The 17670-nt window shown below is 71.1% G+C and carries 14 protein-coding genes; 8 read left to right on the top strand and 6 right to left on the bottom strand.

Annotation, left to right across the window (positions count from 1 at the left end):
* Positions 1 to 89: 89 nt before the first annotated feature.
* The 4 genes from HUA76_RS15475 (at position 90) to HUA76_RS15490 (ending at position 7177) form a co-directional block, all read left to right on the top strand.
* Positions 90 to 2708: a penicillin-binding protein 1A gene (locus HUA76_RS15475; protein ID WP_174461313.1), complete on the top strand. Its 2619-nt coding sequence runs from the start codon at positions 90 to 92 to the stop codon at positions 2706 to 2708.
* The gene (locus HUA76_RS15480) at positions 2705 to 4057 is read left to right on the top strand and encodes a VCBS repeat-containing protein (protein ID WP_174453413.1); all 1353 of its coding nucleotides are present in this window, start codon (positions 2705 to 2707) and stop codon (positions 4055 to 4057) included. The genes HUA76_RS15475 and HUA76_RS15480 overlap by 4 nt, the downstream gene beginning before the upstream one ends.
* Positions 4054 to 5427: a peptide ABC transporter substrate-binding protein gene (locus HUA76_RS15485; RefSeq protein ID WP_174453412.1), complete on the top strand. Its 1374-nt coding sequence runs from the start codon at positions 4054 to 4056 to the stop codon at positions 5425 to 5427. Before HUA76_RS15480 ends, HUA76_RS15485 begins: the two co-directional genes overlap by 4 nt.
* Positions 5428 to 5497: 70 nt before the next feature.
* Positions 5498 to 7177 carry a PAS domain-containing sensor histidine kinase gene (locus HUA76_RS15490; protein WP_174453411.1) on the top strand — a complete coding sequence of 560 codons (1680 nt, stop codon included), beginning with the start codon at positions 5498 to 5500 and terminating at the stop codon, positions 7175 to 7177.
* 117 nt (positions 7178 to 7294) lie between these two features.
* Here the strand turns inward: HUA76_RS15490 and HUA76_RS15495 are convergent, their stop codons facing one another.
* Positions 7295 to 9364, bottom strand: coding sequence for an MXAN_5187 family protein (locus HUA76_RS15495; protein WP_174461314.1), 2070 nt, complete (start codon positions 9362 to 9364; stop codon positions 7295 to 7297).
* A 145-nt stretch (positions 9365 to 9509) separates the two neighbouring features.
* On the bottom strand, positions 9510 to 9869 hold the full coding sequence (gene hpf / locus HUA76_RS15500; protein WP_141644110.1) for a ribosome hibernation-promoting factor, HPF/YfiA family: 360 nt from the start codon (positions 9867 to 9869) through the stop codon (positions 9510 to 9512).
* A 148-nt stretch (positions 9870 to 10017) separates the two neighbouring features.
* Here hpf and HUA76_RS15505 point away from each other — a divergent pair, with 148 nt between their 5' ends.
* Entirely contained in the window at positions 10018 to 10407 is a 390-nt protein-coding gene (locus HUA76_RS15505; protein ID WP_141644111.1) for a response regulator, read from the top strand.
* A 180-nt stretch (positions 10408 to 10587) separates the two neighbouring features.
* A complete protein-coding gene (locus tag HUA76_RS15510) occupies positions 10588 to 10938 on the top strand; it encodes a putative signal transducing protein (protein ID WP_254614252.1) in 351 nt (116 codons plus the stop codon).
* A 3-nt stretch (positions 10939 to 10941) separates the two neighbouring features.
* Here HUA76_RS15510 and HUA76_RS15515 read toward each other — a convergent pair whose 3' ends face one another.
* Both HUA76_RS15515 and HUA76_RS15520 read right to left on the bottom strand, forming a co-directional pair.
* Complete coding sequence (locus HUA76_RS15515) at positions 10942 to 11898, bottom strand: N-acetylmuramoyl-L-alanine amidase-like domain-containing protein (protein ID WP_174461315.1); 957 nt, start codon at positions 11896 to 11898, stop codon at positions 10942 to 10944.
* Positions 11895 to 12887 carry a HEAT repeat domain-containing protein gene (locus HUA76_RS15520; RefSeq protein WP_141644114.1) on the bottom strand — a complete coding sequence of 331 codons (993 nt, stop codon included), beginning with the start codon at positions 12885 to 12887 and terminating at the stop codon, positions 11895 to 11897. The genes HUA76_RS15515 and HUA76_RS15520 overlap by 4 nt, the downstream gene beginning before the upstream one ends.
* Before the next feature lie 151 nt (positions 12888 to 13038).
* Here HUA76_RS15520 and HUA76_RS15525 point away from each other — a divergent pair, with 151 nt between their 5' ends.
* Together HUA76_RS15525 and HUA76_RS15530 are read left to right on the top strand one after the other, a co-directional pair.
* Positions 13039 to 13365 (top strand): DUF4398 domain-containing protein, encoded by a 327-nt coding sequence (locus tag HUA76_RS15525; RefSeq protein ID WP_141644115.1) that lies wholly within the window; start codon positions 13039 to 13041, stop codon positions 13363 to 13365.
* 17 nt (positions 13366 to 13382) lie between these two features.
* On the top strand, positions 13383 to 14798 hold the full coding sequence (locus tag HUA76_RS15530; RefSeq protein WP_174461316.1) for an OmpA family protein: 1416 nt from the start codon (positions 13383 to 13385) through the stop codon (positions 14796 to 14798).
* A gap of 500 nt (positions 14799 to 15298) precedes the next feature.
* Here HUA76_RS15530 and truD read toward each other — a convergent pair whose 3' ends face one another.
* Positions 15299 to 16324, bottom strand: a complete 1026-nt coding sequence (gene truD, locus HUA76_RS15535) for a tRNA pseudouridine(13) synthase TruD (protein WP_141644117.1) — start codon at positions 16322 to 16324, stop codon at positions 15299 to 15301.
* On the bottom strand, positions 16321 to 17667 hold the full coding sequence (locus tag HUA76_RS15540) for a DUF4388 domain-containing protein (RefSeq protein ID WP_141644118.1): 1347 nt from the start codon (positions 17665 to 17667) through the stop codon (positions 16321 to 16323). The genes truD and HUA76_RS15540 overlap by 4 nt, the downstream gene beginning before the upstream one ends.
* Between the last annotated feature and the right edge of the window lie 3 nt (positions 17668 to 17670).

Here is a 17670-nt window from a genome sequence, read left to right on the forward strand (position 1 = left end):
CCTGGAGGCCAGCCTCCAGGTGCGGCCCGGTCCGATTCCCGAATTCAAAATCCGACTTGGTCTAACGTGCAGCCCCCGTCGAGAAGCACATGACCCTGGCCCCTGTGATGCCCACTCCGCCCGAAGCTCCCCCGCCTCCCGTCCCGGCGCCCGCGCCCCTTCCGCCACGCCCCGGGTTTGGCGCGCGCCTCTGGAAGTGGACCCGGCGGCTGCTCATCACCGGCGCCGTGGGCCTGCTGCTCGTCGTGCTGGTCGGCGTGGGGGCGTACGTCTACTACAGCCGGGATTTGCCCTCGGTGGACGCGCTCCAGCACTACGAGCTGCCCCAGGTCACCAAGGTGACGTGCGCGGACGGGAGCATCTGCGCCGAGTACGCGCATGAGAAGCGCACCGTGGTGCGCGTCGCGGACCTGCCGCCCCATGTCCGCGATGCCTTCCTGGCCGCCGAGGACGCGGACTTCTACAAGCACGTGGGCCTGGACCCGTTCGGCATCGCCCGCGCCGCCATCAAGAACCTCATCCCCGGCAGCCGCAAGTCCGGCGCGTCCACGATTACGCAGCAGGTGGTGAAGAACCTGCTGCTCACGCCCGAGCGCAGCCTGTCGCGCAAGATTCGCGAGTGGATCCTCACCCCGCGCGTCGAGGAGGCCCTCACCAAGGACCAGATTCTCGGCCTCTACATCAACCAGTCCTATTACGGGAAGCGCCGCTACGGCGTGGAGGAGGCCGCGCTCTATTACTTTGGCAAGCACGCCAAGGAGTTGAACGTGGGCGAGGCCGCGGTGCTGGCGGGCACGGTGCAGATTCCCCACCGCATCAACCCGGAGACGAACATGACGCGGGCGAAGTCGCGTCAGCGGTACGTGCTGGGGCAGATGGCCAACCATGGCTTCGTGCCGCGCGACGTGGCGGAAGCGGAGCTGGACAAGCCCATCGTCCTGGCCCCGCGTCCCGAGCGGGGCGTGGGCCCGTACTACGCCGAGGAGATTCGTCGCACGCTCATCGAGCGCTATGGCGAGCACGCGGTGATGAATGGTGGCCTGCGGGTGGACATCGCCATGGTGCCCAAGCTCCAGGTCGCCGCCGAGCAGGCCGTGCGTGAGGGCCTGGAGGCCGTGGACAGGCGACAGGGCTACCGGGGTCCGCGAGGCACGCTGGAAGATGAGAAGTGGGCTCGCCTGCGCGGCATGGTCGCCACGCGCATCGAGGAGGCGGGCCGCCGACTGAAGGACCAGGGCTACGTGGCGGACCTGGCGCCGCTCGCGCAGGCGGAGAAGGCGGCGACACCGGAACCGAAGGGGGAGACCGAGGATGACGGCGCGGAGGAGCAGCGCCCGGACCTCACGCCAGAGGACGAGGCCCCTCCCTCCGAGGAGGAGTTGATGGTGCGCGCCGTGCTGCTGAAGCCCCTGTCGGAAGGGCTGCGGTTGACGGGCTACGTGACTGAGCTGGACGAGAAGCGGAACGTGGCGCGCGTGGACCTGGTGGGCCGCACCGCGGAGATTGCGTACTCCACCGTCACGTGGGCCCGGCAGAAGGGCAAGGGCGCGCCCAAGAACATCTCGGATGTGTTCGCCAAGGGGCAGCTCGTCTACGTGCGCATCCTGAAGGCGCCTCCCGCGCCAGCGTTCGTGGAGGCCACGCTGGACCAGGTGCCGCTCGTGCAAGGTGGCCTCGTGGTCATCCGCCCGGAGAACCGCAACGTGGTGGCGCTGGTGGGCGGGTATGACGCCGCGCGCTCGTCGTTCAACCGCGCGACGCAGGCCAGGCGTCAGCCGGGCTCGTCCTTCAAGCCCTTCCTCTACGCCGCGGCGCTGGGCAGCGGACGCTACACGCCGCTGTCTCAAGTGAACGACGCGCCGGAGTCCATCCGGGACCCGTACACAGGCAAGGCGTGGAAGCCGCAGAACTACGACCGGCGGTTCGAAGGGCCGATGACGCTGCGCACGGCCCTCACCAAGTCGAAGAACACGGTGTCCGTGCGCCTCATCGAGGCGCTCACGCCCCCCACCGTCATCGACTTCGCGCGCCGGGCGGGCATCCACTCGCCGTTGCCGGAGAACCTGACGCTGGCGCTGGGCACCGGCGAGGTGACGATGCTGGAGGCGGTGAACGCCTACTCCACGCTCCAGTCGAATGGCCGCTACGCGGAGCCGCTCATGCTGCTGCGCGTGCGCGACTCGCGCGGCAAGGTATTGGAGGAGCATCAGCCGGCCTTCGAGGAGACGCTTGCGCCCGCCGTCGCGTACCTCACCACGTCCCTGATGCGCAGCGTGGTGGAGGAAGGCACGGCCAAGGCCGTGCGCGAGCTGAACCGCCCCGCCGCGGGCAAGACGGGCACCACGCAGGAGTCCAAGGACACATGGTTCTCCGGCTACACGATGGACTGGGTGGCCAGCGCGTGGGTGGGCTTCGACGACAATTCGCCGCTGGGGAGCAGTGAGACGGGTGGGCGCGCCGCGCTGCCCATCTGGCTCCAGTTCATGCGCGTGGCCCACGAGGGCCTGCCCGCGCGCGACTTCGAGGTGCCCGCCGGCATCCTCCAGGTTCGCATCGACCCCGTCACCGGACTGCTGGCCGGCGCCTCCGTCCCAGGCCGGTTGGAGCCGTTCCTCGAGGGCACCCAGCCCACCGCCGAGGCCCCGCCTCCGGGCCAGGTGACGACCGACGAGTTCTTCCTCAACGAAGGCAACAGGAAGGGTCTGTGAGCCGAGCCCGGGTCCTCGCACCGCTGCTTTTCGCCTTCGCGGCCAGTGCCGCATCGCAGACTTCCCCCGACGAAACCGCCTCGGCCGTCCAGCGACTCGCGCGGGAGCTGTCCGCCTCCGTGCGCGCCCTGCCCGCCGAAGCGCCCGTGGCGCTGTACTTCTCGGGAGGCTCGGCCGAGCTGCGACGCGCCGTGGGCAGCGTGCTCGCCGCGCGACTGTCGGCGGAGGGACTGGCTCCCACCGTGGTGGACGCCGCGAGCGCCGAGGCCGCCGAGGGCGTGGCGCGCGCACAGGGGGCGCGCACGCTGGTGAGGCTGACGCTGGATGTGGAGGCAGGCGCCTTGCGGGCCCGTGGGGACGCGCTGGGCACGTGGGTCAACTTCTGGTCGGGCCGCGCGCCGACACGCCCCGCTCGGCCGGCGGGCGCGCTCGTCGAGTCGGTGGACGCGGACGCGGAGGTGCTCGCCCTGGCCTCGGTGGCCCCCTCGACGACGTCGCCTCCCACGAGTGGTCCTCGGGGCATCCGACTTCTGGGTGCGACGCTGGTCCGGCTGGAGCAGCCCGTGGCGGCGCTCGCGGCGGGAGACCTGGACGGGGATGGCCGCGACGAAATCGCGGTGCTGACGGAGGCGGACGTGTCCGTCTTCGCGGCGGATGGACGGCTGCTGGCCCGCAGGGAGCTGGGCGCACTGCCCTTCGGCAACGCCGCCACGCGGGAGCCCTTTGGCGCGCTGGCCGTGCTGTCGGGGCCACCCCGGCTGGCCGCGTGGAGTACGCGTCGCGCGCACGGAGAAGTGCTCGTGCTGGAGAAGGGTCGAAGCACGCTGCGGCCCGTGGGCACGCTGGACAGCGCGCCGCTGGGGCCCGTGGAGCGAGGAAGCTTCGTCCCCGGGCAGACCGCGTTCCAGGCCGAGGTGCGGCTCGCGGACGGCAAGCCCGTGACACCCTCCGCGCCCTTCACCACCGCGAGCCTCGCGCCGCCGAGGATGCTCTTCGTGCACGCGGATGGAACCGGCTCACTCTATCCGCGCGCGGGTGCGGCGCCGACGCGGCTGAGCGCGCTGGGCGCGGGCAGTGCCCTGGGCGACCTGGACGGAGACGGCACGCCGGAGCTGATCACCACGTCCACCCTGCTCCAGCCTTCACCGGACGTGCTCCGCGTCCACTCCCTCAACGGAGGAGACCCCACGGTGCACGAGCCGCTGTGGCAGGGCGCGCTGCCCGCGGGGCGCGCGTTGTTCGTGGTGACGGCCAACCTGGATGGCGACGAGCGCCGTGAAGTGGTCGTGGGCCTGTGGAAGCCGGATGGCACCGGTGAGCTGTTCCTCCTTCGCCAGGGTGCTCCATGAAGTCCCGTCGCATCGCCCTCGCCAGTCTCGTGCTCCTGGGCTCCGCGTCCGCGCTCGCGGCCGGACGGCCCCGTTATGGCGGAGAGCTGCGCGTGGCCCATGCCGGGCCGCCCGAGATTGGAGAGCCCGCGCTCGCCGACACTCCTCTCGAAGCCACGCTGCTGGGGCTGTTGTCCCGGCCTGTCTGCGCTGTGACACCGGAAGGCGAGGCGCGCCCCACGCTGGCCCGTGAGTTGTCGCGCCCTACTCCGCAATCCGCGCGGGTGATGCTCCCCAATGCCGCCACGGCGGGTGCCCTGGCGCGTGCGTGGATGCGACTGTCCAGCACCGAAGGGGCTTCGCCCTACCGCGCCCTGCTCTATCCGCTGCGCGGCGAGGGACGGCAGGTCAACGCGAGCGGTGCCTCGCTGGAGCTCGCGCTCTCGTTTCCGTGGCCCGATTTGGAGCGCGCGCTGTGCCACCCGGCCCTGGCCGCGCCCGTGGCCTCGTCGACTCCGGGCCCGTTCTCCTCGGCGGGGCGCGGGACGCTGGATGCGCAGCTCGGCTGGCCACGTGGGCGCCCGTACCTGGACCGGCTGCTGCTCACCTCCACGGATGAGCGGGGACTGGCCCGGCTCTGGTCCACCCGGCAGGCACAGTTGGAGCTGGGGGTCGCCTCGGAGACGGACAACGCGTCGGGCGCACTGCTCTACGCCACTTATCTCGCCTTCTCGCCCCGGCGCGTTCCGGCGGACTTCCGGCAGGCAGTGGAGAGCTCCATCGACCGCGAGGACCTCACGCGCCTCTTCGTGCGCGGCCCGGCGGTGCCCATGCCGCACCTGCTGCCACCCGCGCTGATGCAACAGGGGCCCAAGCCTCGCCCGGCGGCGCCCGCATCGGGTCCGGCGCGCACGGTGACGCTCGTCTACGACGCGGCGCTGGAGGACCAGCGCGCGGTGGCCGAGCGCATCCAGGTGAAGCTGCACGAGCGGGGCTACACCGTGGCCCTGGAGCCCCTCACGCGCTCCGCGCTGCGCGCCCGTTGGGCCAAGGGCGACTTCGAGCTGATGCTGCACGCGCTGCTCCTTCCGCCTGTTCCTGGCCCCGCCCTGGCGGTGGTGCTGGACGCGGGGGGGCGCAAGGACCTGCTGGGCGTGGAGCTGCCCGCAATCGGCGCGCTGTCGGACGCGGCGGCGCGGGATGCTCGGGTTCGCGAGCGGGCCCTGGCGCTCGCCGCATCGCTGCCCTTGCTCCCGCTGTACGCGCAAGGGCTCGGGCTGCGCGTGGTGCCGGAAGTGGGCGGACTGGTGATGGATGCGCAGGGCCTGCCCATGCTGGACGGCGCCTTCATTCTTCCACCCGAGGGAGCGGGGACCGGGGGGCGTCCATGACGCGCGCGAGGGAGGGCGTCGAGGACCGCTTGAGTTGCTGGCCACGAGGCGCGGTCTGGAGGATGGCCCCTTGCGCCTGAGGACCCGGCTGGCCCTCGCCTTCGCCCTGCTCGCGTTGGTGCCGCTCGCGGTGGTGGTGCTGCCCACCCTCTCGCGCCTGCGCGACACGTTGTCCCGTGAACTGGACGCACGGATGCAGGCCGCCACCACCAGCGCCCAGGAGTCGCTGGAGCGCTCGGCCACCACCGCCCGACGCGCGGTGGAGGAGCTGGTGGACAGCGCCGCCATGGAGGACCTCGCCCGCGAGGCCCGAGAGCGCCCCACCCGAGCCATTCAAGCCGGCACGGCGGAAGCGCTGATGAAGACGCGGGGACTGACGGTGCTCGCCCTCTTCGACCGGGGCGGCACGGTGCTGTCCTCCGGACACCTGCCCGCGCGGCGCGGAGACCCGGACCCGGCCCTCTTCGCCGTCACGAAAGTGGCCTCGTCGAAGCCCGTCCCGGTGCGAGTGGAGGTGCGCACCTCCTCGGGCCTGCGACAGATGCCGGCGCTCGTCACCGCGCGCCCGGTGGACTACGGGGACCTGCGCCTGTGGGCGGTGGGCGGGGTGCTGCTCGACGACAGTCTGGCCCAGCACCTCGCGCGGCTGACCCAGGCGCAAGTCTCGCTCGTCTCTGGTGACACCGAGCTGGCCCGGGCCGGCACGGCGCTGCCTCCCACGGTGGCGCGCGAGCTGCCCCTGGGCGACGCCGCCACGGTGCGACTCGTCTTCAGCCGTGCCGCCGCGCGCGAGGCCGAGGAAGGCGTCATGCGCGCCTTCCTCCTGTTGGCCGGACTGGGTGGCGCCTTCGCCATGCTGCTCGGGTTGCTGGTGTCGCGGTGGATGACCCGGCCGGTGGAGGCGCTCACCGAGGGTGCCCGGCGCGTGGCGGAAGGCGCGCTGGATGTCCAGGTGACGGCCGCCGCCACGGGCGAGGTGGGCGAGCTGGTCCGGACGTTCAACCACATGACGTCCGAGCTGAAGGCGACGACGGAACGACTGGTGGCCAGTGAGCGCATCGCCGCGTGGCAGGAAGTGGCGCGGCGACTGGCCCACGAAATCAAGAACCCGCTGACGCCCATCCGCATGTCGCTGGAGACGCTGCTGGCGGCGCAGGAGGCCGGGCACCCTCGCTTCCCGGAGTTCTTCAAGGAGAGCGCGGGCGTGGTGCTGGAAGAGGTGGACCGGCTGCGGCGCATCGTCGACGAGTTCAGCCGCTTCGCGAGGATGCCCAAGCCGCAACTGGCGCCCGTGGACCTGTCCGAGCTGACGCAGAGCGTGCTGGCCCTCTACGCGACACCTCCCGAGGGCATCCAGATACTCCCGGCGCTCCAGACGGGCGTGGTGGCGCGCGTGGACCGGGACATGCTGACGCAGGTGCTGGTCAACCTGGTGAAGAACGCCGAGGAGGCCATGACCGGCAAGGGTGGCCACCTGCGCGTGCGAGTGAAGGGCACCGACGCGGACGCCATCATCGAAGTCGAGGACAGCGGCCCGGGCATCCCCGCCGAGCACCGCGCCCGCATCTTCGAGCCCTACTTCACCACCAAGGACGGCGGAACGGGCCTGGGGCTGGCCATCGCCGCGCGCATCCTCCAGGAGCATGGCGGCAAGCTCGAGGTCGGCGGAGAGCCGGGCCAGGGCGCGCGCTTCAGCGTGGTGCTCCCACGCGCGGACCTCATGGCGACCGGCGCCGCGAGCGCCCCGTAGGCAGCCTCGCCAGGGGCCATCGCCCGGGCCCGGTTCAGCACCAGCACCTGAAAAGCACAGAGCCCGAGGCGATGTGTCGCCCCGGGCTCCGATGTCGTCACGCGGTGGAAGCCGCGCTCAGTCCTTGACGGGCGTGGCCTTGAGAGCGGCCTTGCCTTCCTTCACGTAGACCTGGAAGCGCACCGTCTTGCAGGCGTACTTCTGGACGAGCTGCTCCTTGTTCTTGCGCAGCTTCTGCACGAACTTGTCGTACGTCAGGCCGTCGGCCGGCTCGCCACACCGCTCACGGGTGGTGACGAACTCGCGGAAGACCTCCTGGAAGTGCTGCTCCTCGGAGAGCGCCACCGCGGAGTTGCCCGACGGGCCCGCGCCCGGGAGAGGAATGGCGGCGGGCCCCCCCGCGCGAGGCGGCAACGGAATGGGGACCTCGGCCGGCCGGGCGCTGGCCTGGAGCAGCTCGCGCGGAATGGCCGCGACGCGCGTCGTCTCCGGGTTGTCCGGCGACTGAGCAGCCGCCAGGGCGAACGGGTTCGCCGCCTGCTGGAGCGTGTACGCCGCCGTGGGCTGGTCCTCGAAGGCGAAAGCGCCGCGCCGAGGCGACGCCGTCGACAGGGGCTCACCCGAGGCGGAGAAGCCACCCGGCTCGGGCTCGAAGGGCATGGACGCGCCCGACGAACCGAACGGACTGGCCGCGGGAGGCGGCGGAATCGCGGGAGGCGGCGCGGGGAACGGGAACGCATCCGCCTGCGCGAACGGATCCGCCGAAGCGAACGGGTTCGACACCGGCGCGGGGGCCGGAGGCGGCAGCGCGAAGGGGTCCCCCGAGCCGAACGGATGGGCCGCCGGAGGCGGAGGCGCCATGGAGAACGGGTCCGCCGAGCCGAAGGGCTGGGCCGCCGGAGGCGGGGGCGCCATGGAGAACGGATCCGACAGGGGAGCCACCGCCGGAGGAGGAGCCCCACGCGCGAACGGGTCCGGCAACGGGCCCGGCGTCGGCGGGGCGGCGAACGGAGCCGAGGCGAACGGGTCTGGCAGCGGACCTGGCGTCGGCGTGGGCGCCACCGGCTGCGGCGCGTGAGGAACCTGCGCGTGCATCTGCGCATTCGCCGCCATCGCGGCCGACAGGCTGAGCGTGTCGGAGGTGCCCTGCACGTCGTCGCCAGAGCCCGAGCGGGAGCCACCCATCAGCACCGTCCACACCAGCGTCAGGCCCAGGAGCCCCGCCAGCGCGACGAGCGCGTTCTGCTGGTAGTCCGCCAGCGCACCCAGCACCGGCTGCGTCCCGGCCACCGCGAGCACTTCCAGCGGCGTGCCTTCCAGCGCGCGGCGAGAGCCCACCGACAGGGGCGCCTTGCCTCCCATGGCATCGCCCTCCGTCATGAGAGGCAGGCCCAGCGGGCCCAGGTTCTGGAGGCTCCCGCGGCGCAGCACCACTCCGCTCGCGTTGGCCGCCACCTGCGCCAGCGAGCCCTCCGCGAGCAACTTGTCCGGCCCCACGGCCGTCACCGAGTCCCCCTTCACCAACCCGAGCGCGGAGACGCCGGTGGCCTGCACCGCGGCCTCCAGCGCGCCCTCGTCGAGCAGCGGCGCGCCCACCACCAGCGTCACCGCCGGCTGCATGCCGAAGTCCCCGCCCCACAGCACGGGCACCGAGGCGAAAACGTGCGCCGCACCGAGCGCGTCCACCACCGAGGTGCCGGCCTTCGCCAGCGCGGCGACGTCCAGCTTCGTGGCATCCGAGGACGGCTCCGCGCCCGCGACGGCATGGAACGCGGCGTCCGGCGCGGCCAGCGCCACCACCGCGCCCTTGAGCTCCTTGGGCAGCACGGCCTCGACGGCCGTCCGCACAGCGGTGAAGCGCTCCGCCGTCAGCGGCTGGAGGGCGTCCTTGTCGTCGGCCTTGTCCTTGTCCCGCGACGGGGGACGCACGGAGGCGACGGGCTTGGGGGGAAGCAGCGCGTGGACAGCGGAGGCGACGTCCGGCGTGGCGGCCAGCTTCAGCGCCAGCGCCTGCACCTCCGCGCGACGCGCGTCCACGCGACGCGCCACCTCGGCAACACCCGAGGCGGACTGGGCCGTGGCTCCGTCCACCGCGCGCGCGCGAAGCGGTCCCGACAGCATCGGGAGATGAGCAAGCCCCAGTCCAATGACCAGGAACGCGAAGAGGAGGAACTTGAGGCGGACCATCGCCGTCCTTTAGCCCATGGGTGAAGGGTTCCGCTTATAGCGTTCACCATTCGGACCCAGCAAGATTCGGGCAGCGGACAACGCGGGCCCGGCCGCCCGGTGGACGACCGGGAAGACCGGGCCCTACACCGAGGCAGGCCCCCGGCTAATAGCTCGGAACGTTCGCCGCCACGTCGTCGGGCAGCCCGTCCGTGTGCACGTCACGGCGCTTGTCCACGGCCTTGCGCAGGGTGCGCTCCAGCCGGTCACGCGCCGCGTCGATGGCGGGAAACAGCGTCTCCGCCCGCTCGGTGACATGCACGGAAGCGAAGTTTGGCATGCGCACCGTCACCCGGCACTCCTTGTCCACCCCACCCTTCGGACCGTTGATGTCCACCAGCGAGATGTCGATTTCCGCCGCCTCGTCGTCCGCATACCGTTCGATGTGGCGCACCAGATGCTCCTGCAGGTAGTCCCTCAGCGACTCCGTCAGGGTCAGATGCACGCCCCGCATCAACACCTTCATGGCATCACCTCCAAGGCTCGAAGATGGACAGCCTCCCGCCCGCCGGTGAGGGGGGCTCTTCCACCCGCCTGCCCTCCAGGCGACGAGGCACCGGTCCCCGCGTCCTCGCGGCGGACGAATCCGACAAGGGCCAGAGTTACCCAGACGCATGGGTGCCGAGCGAATCAAGGTCCTCCTCGTAGAGGACGATGGTGACAGCCGGGAGCTCCTCGCGGAGCTGCTCGAGTTCGAGTTCGACGTGGTCACCGCCCACGACGGACTCGCGGGCCTGCGGGCCTTCGAGAGCACGCTCCCGGACGTGGTGGTGACGGACGAGTCGCTGCCGGGGCTGTGCGGCACGGAGCTCGCCCGGCGGGTGAAGGCTCGTGCGCCACGCACCCGCGTCATCCTCGTCTCCGGATACACCCAGGTGGACGGCGCCGAGCACTGTGACCTGGTGCTGCGCAAGCCCATCGACGTGGAGCGGTTGAGCAGCGCCGTCGGCAGCCTGGGAGACGAGGCCCGCCGCTGGCAGGGCGACGACGACGCCCGGCAGTGAACGGAAGGACTGGCCCCCGGTGCCGCGGCAGGACACCAGACCTACTATGTCCCTCCAGGACATCCACGGGCAGGAGGGACAGACATGAAGTACTGCGCCAGGTGCGGATCGGAATATCGGGACGACATCGAGCAATGCTCGGACTGTCCAGGCAACCCACGGTTGGTGGACGTAGGAGAGATGCGCAGCCGGGGGCTCCCGCTCCCGCATGAACTGGACAAGCGCGTCTTCGTGCGCGCGGGCACCACGGACAACCCGCTGATGGTGGAGGTCTTCGTGGAGCTGCTCCAGGAGACGGACATCCCGGTGCTGGTGCGCGCGGGTCGCTCGGGCGTGGTGGACAAGCTGACCACGGGCACCCTGCTTCCCTGGTGGGAAATCCTGGTGCCCGAGGAGCAGCAGGAGCGCGCCGCCGCCCTCATCGAGCGGGAGCGGGCCCAGGAAGCGGCCACCAACGACGAGGCCGTCAGGGCCGCCGAGGACGAGGAGCGGGAGACCGAGCAGTCGGCCGCCCCCCCATCCGCCCTCTGAACATCAGGGTGAGCGGACGACGGCGCCGGGCGCGGAGGACTCCGGACGGCGGGCCTCGAAGAGGCTCACCCCGGTGACCTTCCACTTCGCATAGCGGGAGTTGCGGCCGAGGAAGGTCTCCAAGTCTTCGTCCACGACGCGGTTGTAGCCCCCGCGCGAGGCATGGCGCAGGTAGGTGCGGCCCTTGCGCTGCACCACGAAGCCCAGGTGCGTCACGCGGGTGGCCTTCAGCGGAAGGTCCTCGCGCAGCACCACGAGGATGGTGCCGGAGGGGATGGAGCGCGCGTGCTCCATCACCCGCTCCAGCGGAATCATGTTCATCGCGAAGGTGCCCACCGGCTGACGCGCCTTGGGGAGTTGGAGCGACTGGGACGAGCGGGACTGCCAGGTCACGGGCGTCAGCGTCTTCGTGACGGCCACCGCGTCCTCGCCCCCGAAGCGCCGTGTCACGTCTCGCAGGAAGCCCTTGCGGATGTTGTTGGGCAGCCACTGCGCCTCCATGAGGTGGTTGCGGTCCTCATAGGCCGGGGCCTGGGCGTAGCGGATGTGCTCGAGCAGCGGCGCGACCTCCGGCTCCGTGCGCGCGAGCCCCAGCGCCAGGGACTGCTCGACGAAGGTGAGGCAGTCCACCGCGTCCAGGCGGAACGTTGGATCAGGGTCGACGCCCGCGCCTTCTCCCAGCGGAGACAGGACATAGGGCGTGTTGACGAAGCGCTGGCTCATGGACAGCAGCCGCTCGGTCAACGGCGCGTTGGACGCCTCCGACACCAGGGCGGCGAAGGCGCTCGCGTCCATGCCCGTCCAGCCGTTGGGGCGCGCGGGGGTGGCCGTGGCCGCCTGGGCCGCCGCCGAGCCGGAGTCGAGAATCCGCGCCGCGCCGGGCGTGGCGGAGTCCTTCGTCGAGGAGGCCGGGGTCGCCTGGGTGACGAGCGCCGCGGCCAGCACCACCGCCCACGTCATTGCGCCACGCCCGCCCTTCGGAGGATGGCCTTGCGCCGGTCATCCTGGAGTTGGAGCGTCTCCAGTTCCTTCTCGTACGACAGCTTCTCTTCGCCCTTGGCGTTCCACGAGGCCAGCACCAGCCAGTCCAGCATGGCGCTGTCTCCACCCTGGTAGAGGATGCGCGCGGCGCCGGCGGCCAGGCCCCGGTCCTTGTCCTCCAGCAGCGGCTTGAGCGCGGGGGTGGCCTTCTTGGCGGCGACTCCCTCGAACAACTCCAGCCCCTGCCGGCGCACGAAGCGGTCCTGCGCGCCGAGCAGCTTGTTGGCGAAGGCGAAGCCCTCGGGCGAGCCCAGGCGGCACAGGCCGCGCGCCGCCGCGAAGCGGGTGCTCTCCGAGTCGTTGGTCAGGTACTCCTTGAGGGGCTTCACCTGCTTGGCGTCGCCCGTCTCACCCGCGGCGGCCAGCATGATGGCGCGCACCTCCAGCTCCTGCTCCTGCTTGGCGGCCGCCATCAGCGCCTTGCCCATCTTCGGGTTGCGCGAGGCGCCCAGGGCCCGGGCCGCGTCCCGGCGAACCCCACTGCTCTTGTCATCCAGCAGCGGCAGCAGCACCTGGACGTTGCGGCTCTTCAGCCGGGCCAGGCCCTGCGCGGCGTACATGCGCACCGTGCTGTCGCCGTCGCCGGCGAAGCGGACCAGGGCCGGCTCCGCGGAACGCGTGTCCAGTCCCGCCAGCACCGCGACGAGGTTGCGGCGGACCCGCTCCTCCAGCACCCGGCGCATGGATTCGTTGATGAGGTCGGCGGCATAGGGCTCCTCGCGCAGGTAGCGCAGCCGGGAGACGGCGGCGGGGACGGCTCCTCCCTGAATGACGGTCTGGATGACCTTTTCCGTCTCGGCACGGCGCTCGCCGCGCTTGGCGGCGGAGGCCTGGGCGGACAGGGCCAGGGGGGGTAGGAGCAGCGCGAGCAACACCAGGAAGCGGGCGGAGAGGACGGACGGGCGCACGGGAGGGGGACGATGGCAAGGGTGGCGCCAGTCGTCAAAGTCCCAGGCACCGGCCGGCCCCCCTCCTCAACGGGGTATGCCCGATTCTTGACCCCCCAAGAGGCGATTGATACGACCGATGCCTCTTTCCCTCCTCTAGAGGCGCCACCCTATGAAGAACCTGACGGTGCTGGTGGCGGTGGCGGGGGCGCTCACCGCGTGCGGCCCCGTGAAGTCCACCGCGAACATCCTCGACGCCGAAGTCCAGATTCAGGCAGCGCGCACGGCTGGGGCCGACAAGTTGGCCCCGTACGAGTGGACCGCCGCCAACCTGTATCTGGAGAAGGCTCGCGAGGAGGTTGGCTACTCCGACTATCAAGCCGGTGTGGATTTCGCGGTGAAGGCCTCCCGCTTCGCCAATGAAGCCCGCGAGAAGGCGATGTCCGTGGCTGGCAGCGATTCCGACACTGGCACTGGCGAACGGACCCCGAACCCGTGACGCACCGAGCGCTCCCGATGACGCGTCCCTCCCTTGCAGCGCTGCTGTCCCTCCTCCTGGTCGCCGGCTGTGTGAGCGGCAGCAAGATTCGCGCGGACACCCAGGTGCTCGCCGCGGATGTCGAGCGGGCCCGCCGCAGCGGCGCCTTGCGCTGCGCCCCGGTGGAATTGGCCACCGCCGAGGCCTACCTCGACTTCGCCAAGGGTGAGCTGAGCCAGGGCAACAGCGGCCGCGCCGCCTCGCACGTCCGCGTCGCCGACACGGCGGTGGACCGGGCGTTGGAGCTGTCGAAGAACTGCGGTCCGCGCCAGGTGCTGGTGCGTGAGCGCCCGGAGGCCCCGCAGCAGCCGCAGCAGCCCACGGAGACCAAGCCGCAGCAGCCCCAGGTGGTGGTCCGCATCGAGGAGACGGACAGCGACGGGGACGGAGTGCTGGACAAGGACGACCCCTGCCCCGACCAGGCCGAGGACACGGACGGCTTCCAGGACGAGGACGGCTGCCCCGACGCGGACAACGACAACGACGGCGTGCTCGACGCCAACGACAAGTGCCCGGTGCTGGCGGGAGTCGCCGACAACCAGGGCTGCCCGGCCGAGGCGCCGAAGGACCGCGACGGCGACGGCATCGTCGACCCGCTGGACAAGTGCGTGGACCAGGCCGAGGACAAAGACGGCTTCCAGGACGAGGACGGCTGCCCGGACCTGGACAACGACAACGACGGCATCGTCGACGCCCAGGACAAGTGCCCCAACGAGACGGGCTCCATGCAGAACATGGGCTGCCCGGACAAGGACGGCGACGGCGTCAACGACGGGCAGGACAAGTGCCCCGACGAGCCCGAGGACAAGGACGGCTTCCAGGATGAGGACGGCTGCCCGGACCTGGACAACGACGCGGACGGCCTGGCGGATGCGCAGGACAAGTGCCCGACCGAGGCGGGTCCGCCGGAGAACAGCGGCTGCGCGGACAAGGACACGGACAATGACGGCGTGGTGGACCGACTCGATGCGTGCGTGGATGAGCCCGGCACGAAGGAAGAGCGCGGCTGCCCGAAGCAGTACAAGAACGTCGTCATCAAGAAGGACCGGATTGAAATCAAGAAGCAGATCCTCTTCGGGTCCGGCTCCGCGAAGATCATCGGCAAGCAGAGCACCGCCATCCTCGAGGACGTGGCATCGGCCCTGAGGGATGCGCCCTGGATTCAGAAGGTCCGCATCGAGGGCCACACGGACTCGCTCGGCAAGGATGAGTCGAACCTGAAGCTGTCGCAGAAGCGCGCCGACGCGGTGATGGCGCAGCTGCTGCGCAGGGGCATCGACCCGGGCCGCATGGAAGCGGTGGGCTTCGGCGAGACGCGTCCCATCGCGCCGAACACCACCAAGGCGGGCCGTGCGCAGAACCGCCGCACGGAGTTCAACATCGTCACGCAGTAGGCAGCCCCGCCCCGGCCACCTCAAGGCCGGGGCAAGCAGGGTCAGCGCCTCCCGGGCTTCCGTCCCGAGGAGGCGCTTCGCTTTTCAGCGCGTGGGGTGTCCTCGACAGCACGCACGGGCGAGCGGCCCGCCAGGGCTTCACGCCGGGCATCTCTCCGCCCGGCCGAAGTCACACAGCAGGCGGTCCCCCACCCCAAGGCAGGGGCATTCACGCTCGCCGCACACGGTGTACGCGACGGGTGTCCCGCGTACGCAGCCCCCAAGGCCGGGGCATTCACGCTCGCCGCACAGGGTGCACGGCGTACGCAGCCCCCAAGGCCGGGACATGCACGGTCAGCGCCTCCGGGAACAGGTCCCGAGGGCGCGTTGCTTTTCAGCGCATCCGCTGCCCTGGAAGTCACGCACGCGAGCGCAACATCCCAGAGGAGTCGCGGACGAAAGGGCCCGCGCGGGCGCGCCCATCAGGCCTCGCGCCAGGGCATCACCCCAGCGAGAGGACGTCAGTCGTCCTTCAGCAGCTCGTGGAGGACCTCGGTGGCGTACGCGCCCCGGGGCAGCTCGAACGCGAGCCACAGGTCCTCGCCCTCCGGCGTCAGCTCGGGCGAGCCCAGGCGGACGCGATACGGCCTGCGCCCTCCTTCCGTCTCGCCCCCACCGCGCTTGAAGTCATCCGGCGTGACGCCCTCTCCGACCAGGAGGCTCGCCTCGAACTCGCCCACCGCGCCCGTGGCGGCCGTCATCTTCGGGCCGAACAACGGCCCGGCGGGGCTCACCTCGAACGACGCGACGCGCGGACCATCCACATCCGGCGCCTCGCATACGAAGAGGCCGCCCGTCTCTTCCTTGCGCAGCACGTCACCGAGCAGCGCGGTGGACAGGGTGCCGGAACGCACGCGCTCCGCGAGCGCCCGGTTGAAGATGCGCGACTGGAAGGCGGAGAGGTACAGCTTGCGCTGGAAGCGCTCGGGCCGCTTCGGAAGCCGCTGCCCCAGCACCAGCAACCTGCCCAGGTCCGCGTTGTCTCCCGCACGGCCGAAGCGCTGTTCGCCGAAGTAGTTGGGAACACCGCCCGCGGACAGTCGCGAGAAGCACTCTCGCGCGGCCTCCACGTCACGCACGCCCCGCAGGCGCAGCTTGAAGCGATTTCCCCGCAGGTGGCCGGTGCGCAGCTTGTTGCCGTGCCGCTTCGACCACAGCACCTGCACGCCCTCCAGCGCGAACTCCCCCAGTCGCGCTTCCGCGCGCGCGGGCACCGAGAGCAACTGCCGCGTGACGGCCTGCCGGTCCTTCATCCCCGCCACGCCGATGTCGTCCTCGGACACGCCCAGCGACGAGGCCAGCGCCCGCACCACCTCGCGCGTGTCCCGGCCGCGCTTCTCCAGCCACAGGTAGAGGTGCTCTCCCTCGCCCGACGGTTGGTAGGCGGGAAGCTCCTCGACCTCGAAGTCTTCGGGAACCAGCTTGAAGGCACCACCACAACCAGGCACATCCGCCGTCAACCGCGGCCAATCCGAATCCGTCGTCACGGCCCCTCGAGCGTCGCCAGCAGCTCCTTCACGCGACGGGCGAGGTCCTCGTCCGCGCGCGACTCCAGAAGCTCACCGGCCTGGAACAGCAAAAAGAACATCACGTCACTGAGCGCCTGTTTGAAGGACGCCAGCGGCTCGCTGCCCAGTTGGGCGCGGTGCCGCTCGAAGGCATCCATCAACCGGGGCTCGGCCAGGCTCCCATCCGACTGGAAGGCCAGGCCCTCCAGCACGGGAGAGGACGACAAGGCCTGTCCGGACAACGCGGCGTTGGCGGCGGCGATGAACTCACGGTCCATGCCCTGCTTGGCCACCTCGTCGCGAATCTCCCGGAAGATGAAGTTGAACACGCGCGCCACGGGGCGAGGGTCCACCGCCGGAGCGGCGCTCGCGACCGGACGCCCTGGGCCCGCGGGCACGGGCGTGGCCGGAGTCTGGGCCCCGGTGGGCCCCACCGTCGGCACGGGGCCGGCGGGCACGAGCAGCGGCTTGTCCGTCAGCGACGCGAAGCCGCCTTCCAGCAACCGGAAGACGACCTTGGTGATGTCGAACTCGGACAGGCGGGCGGCGTGGCCCAGCTCCAGGATGGTGCGCCGGCCGTCGAGCAGCCCCAGCACCCGGTCCTCATCCTCCTCCAGCTTCCCATCCGAGGCACGCTTGCGCGCCACGTACAGCCGGCCATGGGGGATGCGCTTCCGGAAGTGAGCCATCTCGTCGATCTTCCGGATGCTGTCCATCAACAGGCTCTGGGTGGAGAGCTGGATGGAGTGGCTCGCCTTCTCATCCACCGGCTGGTCGATGAGGAAGAAGCTCCCCTCCCGACACAGGACGATGGCGTGGAAGATTTCGCTCACCTGATGCGTGACGCACTTGAAGAGGTCGTGCGCCTGCAGGAAGCCCTTCTCCACCAGGGCGCGGCCCACCTTGGACGGGGGCTGCCCCTTGAGCGCGGCCTCCACCTGCGTGCGGTCCACGTAGCCCAGGCGAACCAGCACCTCGCCCAGCCGGTCCGCGGGGTCGTCCGACGAGGCGCCGCGCACCTCGCCGTCCCGGAAGGTGACGGAGCGCTCGCCGCCAGGGGAGTGGACGCGGATGATGCCGCTCCACCGCGACTGGCTGAGGAAGGCCATCAGGTCCGACAGCGGGAAGCCGCCCGCGTCACCGGAGAGCACCACGCGCGGCGCGGCGATGGTGCCACCCTCGCTCGGGCCCCGGGAGAAGACGAGCAGGTCCGGGGACGTGGGCATCAGCGCGTACGTCCCCGAGCGCCCCGTCAATGGAGAGGGGCTCTGGCGATCCTCGGGGACGAGCTGCCCCGCGTCGATGCGGAACCTTTGCGTCATCTC

This window comes from Myxococcus sp. CA056 (genome assembly GCF_013336715.1).
Lineage (GTDB): Bacteria > Myxococcota > Myxococcia > Myxococcales > Myxococcaceae > Myxococcus > Myxococcus llanfairpwllgwyngyllgogerychwyrndrobwllllantysiliogogogochensis.

Excerpts from the sequence above, each read along its gene's own strand:
- HUA76_RS15540 (WP_141644118.1), bottom strand. The coding sequence starts at position 17,667 with ATGACGCAAAGGTTCCGCATCGACGCGGGGCAGCTCGTCCCCGAGGAT.
- HUA76_RS15485 (WP_174453412.1), top strand. The coding sequence starts at position 4,054 with ATGAAGTCCCGTCGCATCGCCCTCGCCAGTCTCGTGCTCCTGGGCTCC.
- HUA76_RS15495 (WP_174461314.1), bottom strand. The coding sequence starts at position 9,364 with ATGGTCCGCCTCAAGTTCCTCCTCTTCGCGTTCCTGGTCATTGGACTG.
- HUA76_RS15525 (WP_141644115.1), top strand. The coding sequence starts at position 13,039 with ATGAAGAACCTGACGGTGCTGGTGGCGGTGGCGGGGGCGCTCACCGCG.
- HUA76_RS15515 (WP_174461315.1), bottom strand. The coding sequence starts at position 11,898 with ATGACGTGGGCGGTGGTGCTGGCCGCGGCGCTCGTCACCCAGGCGACC.
- hpf (WP_141644110.1), bottom strand. The coding sequence starts at position 9,869 with ATGAAGGTGTTGATGCGGGGCGTGCATCTGACCCTGACGGAGTCGCTG.
- HUA76_RS15505 (WP_141644111.1), top strand. The coding sequence starts at position 10,018 with ATGGGTGCCGAGCGAATCAAGGTCCTCCTCGTAGAGGACGATGGTGAC.
- HUA76_RS15530 (WP_174461316.1), top strand. The coding sequence starts at position 13,383 with ATGACGCGTCCCTCCCTTGCAGCGCTGCTGTCCCTCCTCCTGGTCGCC.
- HUA76_RS15510 (WP_254614252.1), top strand. The coding sequence starts at position 10,588 with ATGCGCAGCCGGGGGCTCCCGCTCCCGCATGAACTGGACAAGCGCGTC.
- HUA76_RS15475 (WP_174461313.1), top strand. The coding sequence starts at position 90 with ATGACCCTGGCCCCTGTGATGCCCACTCCGCCCGAAGCTCCCCCGCCT.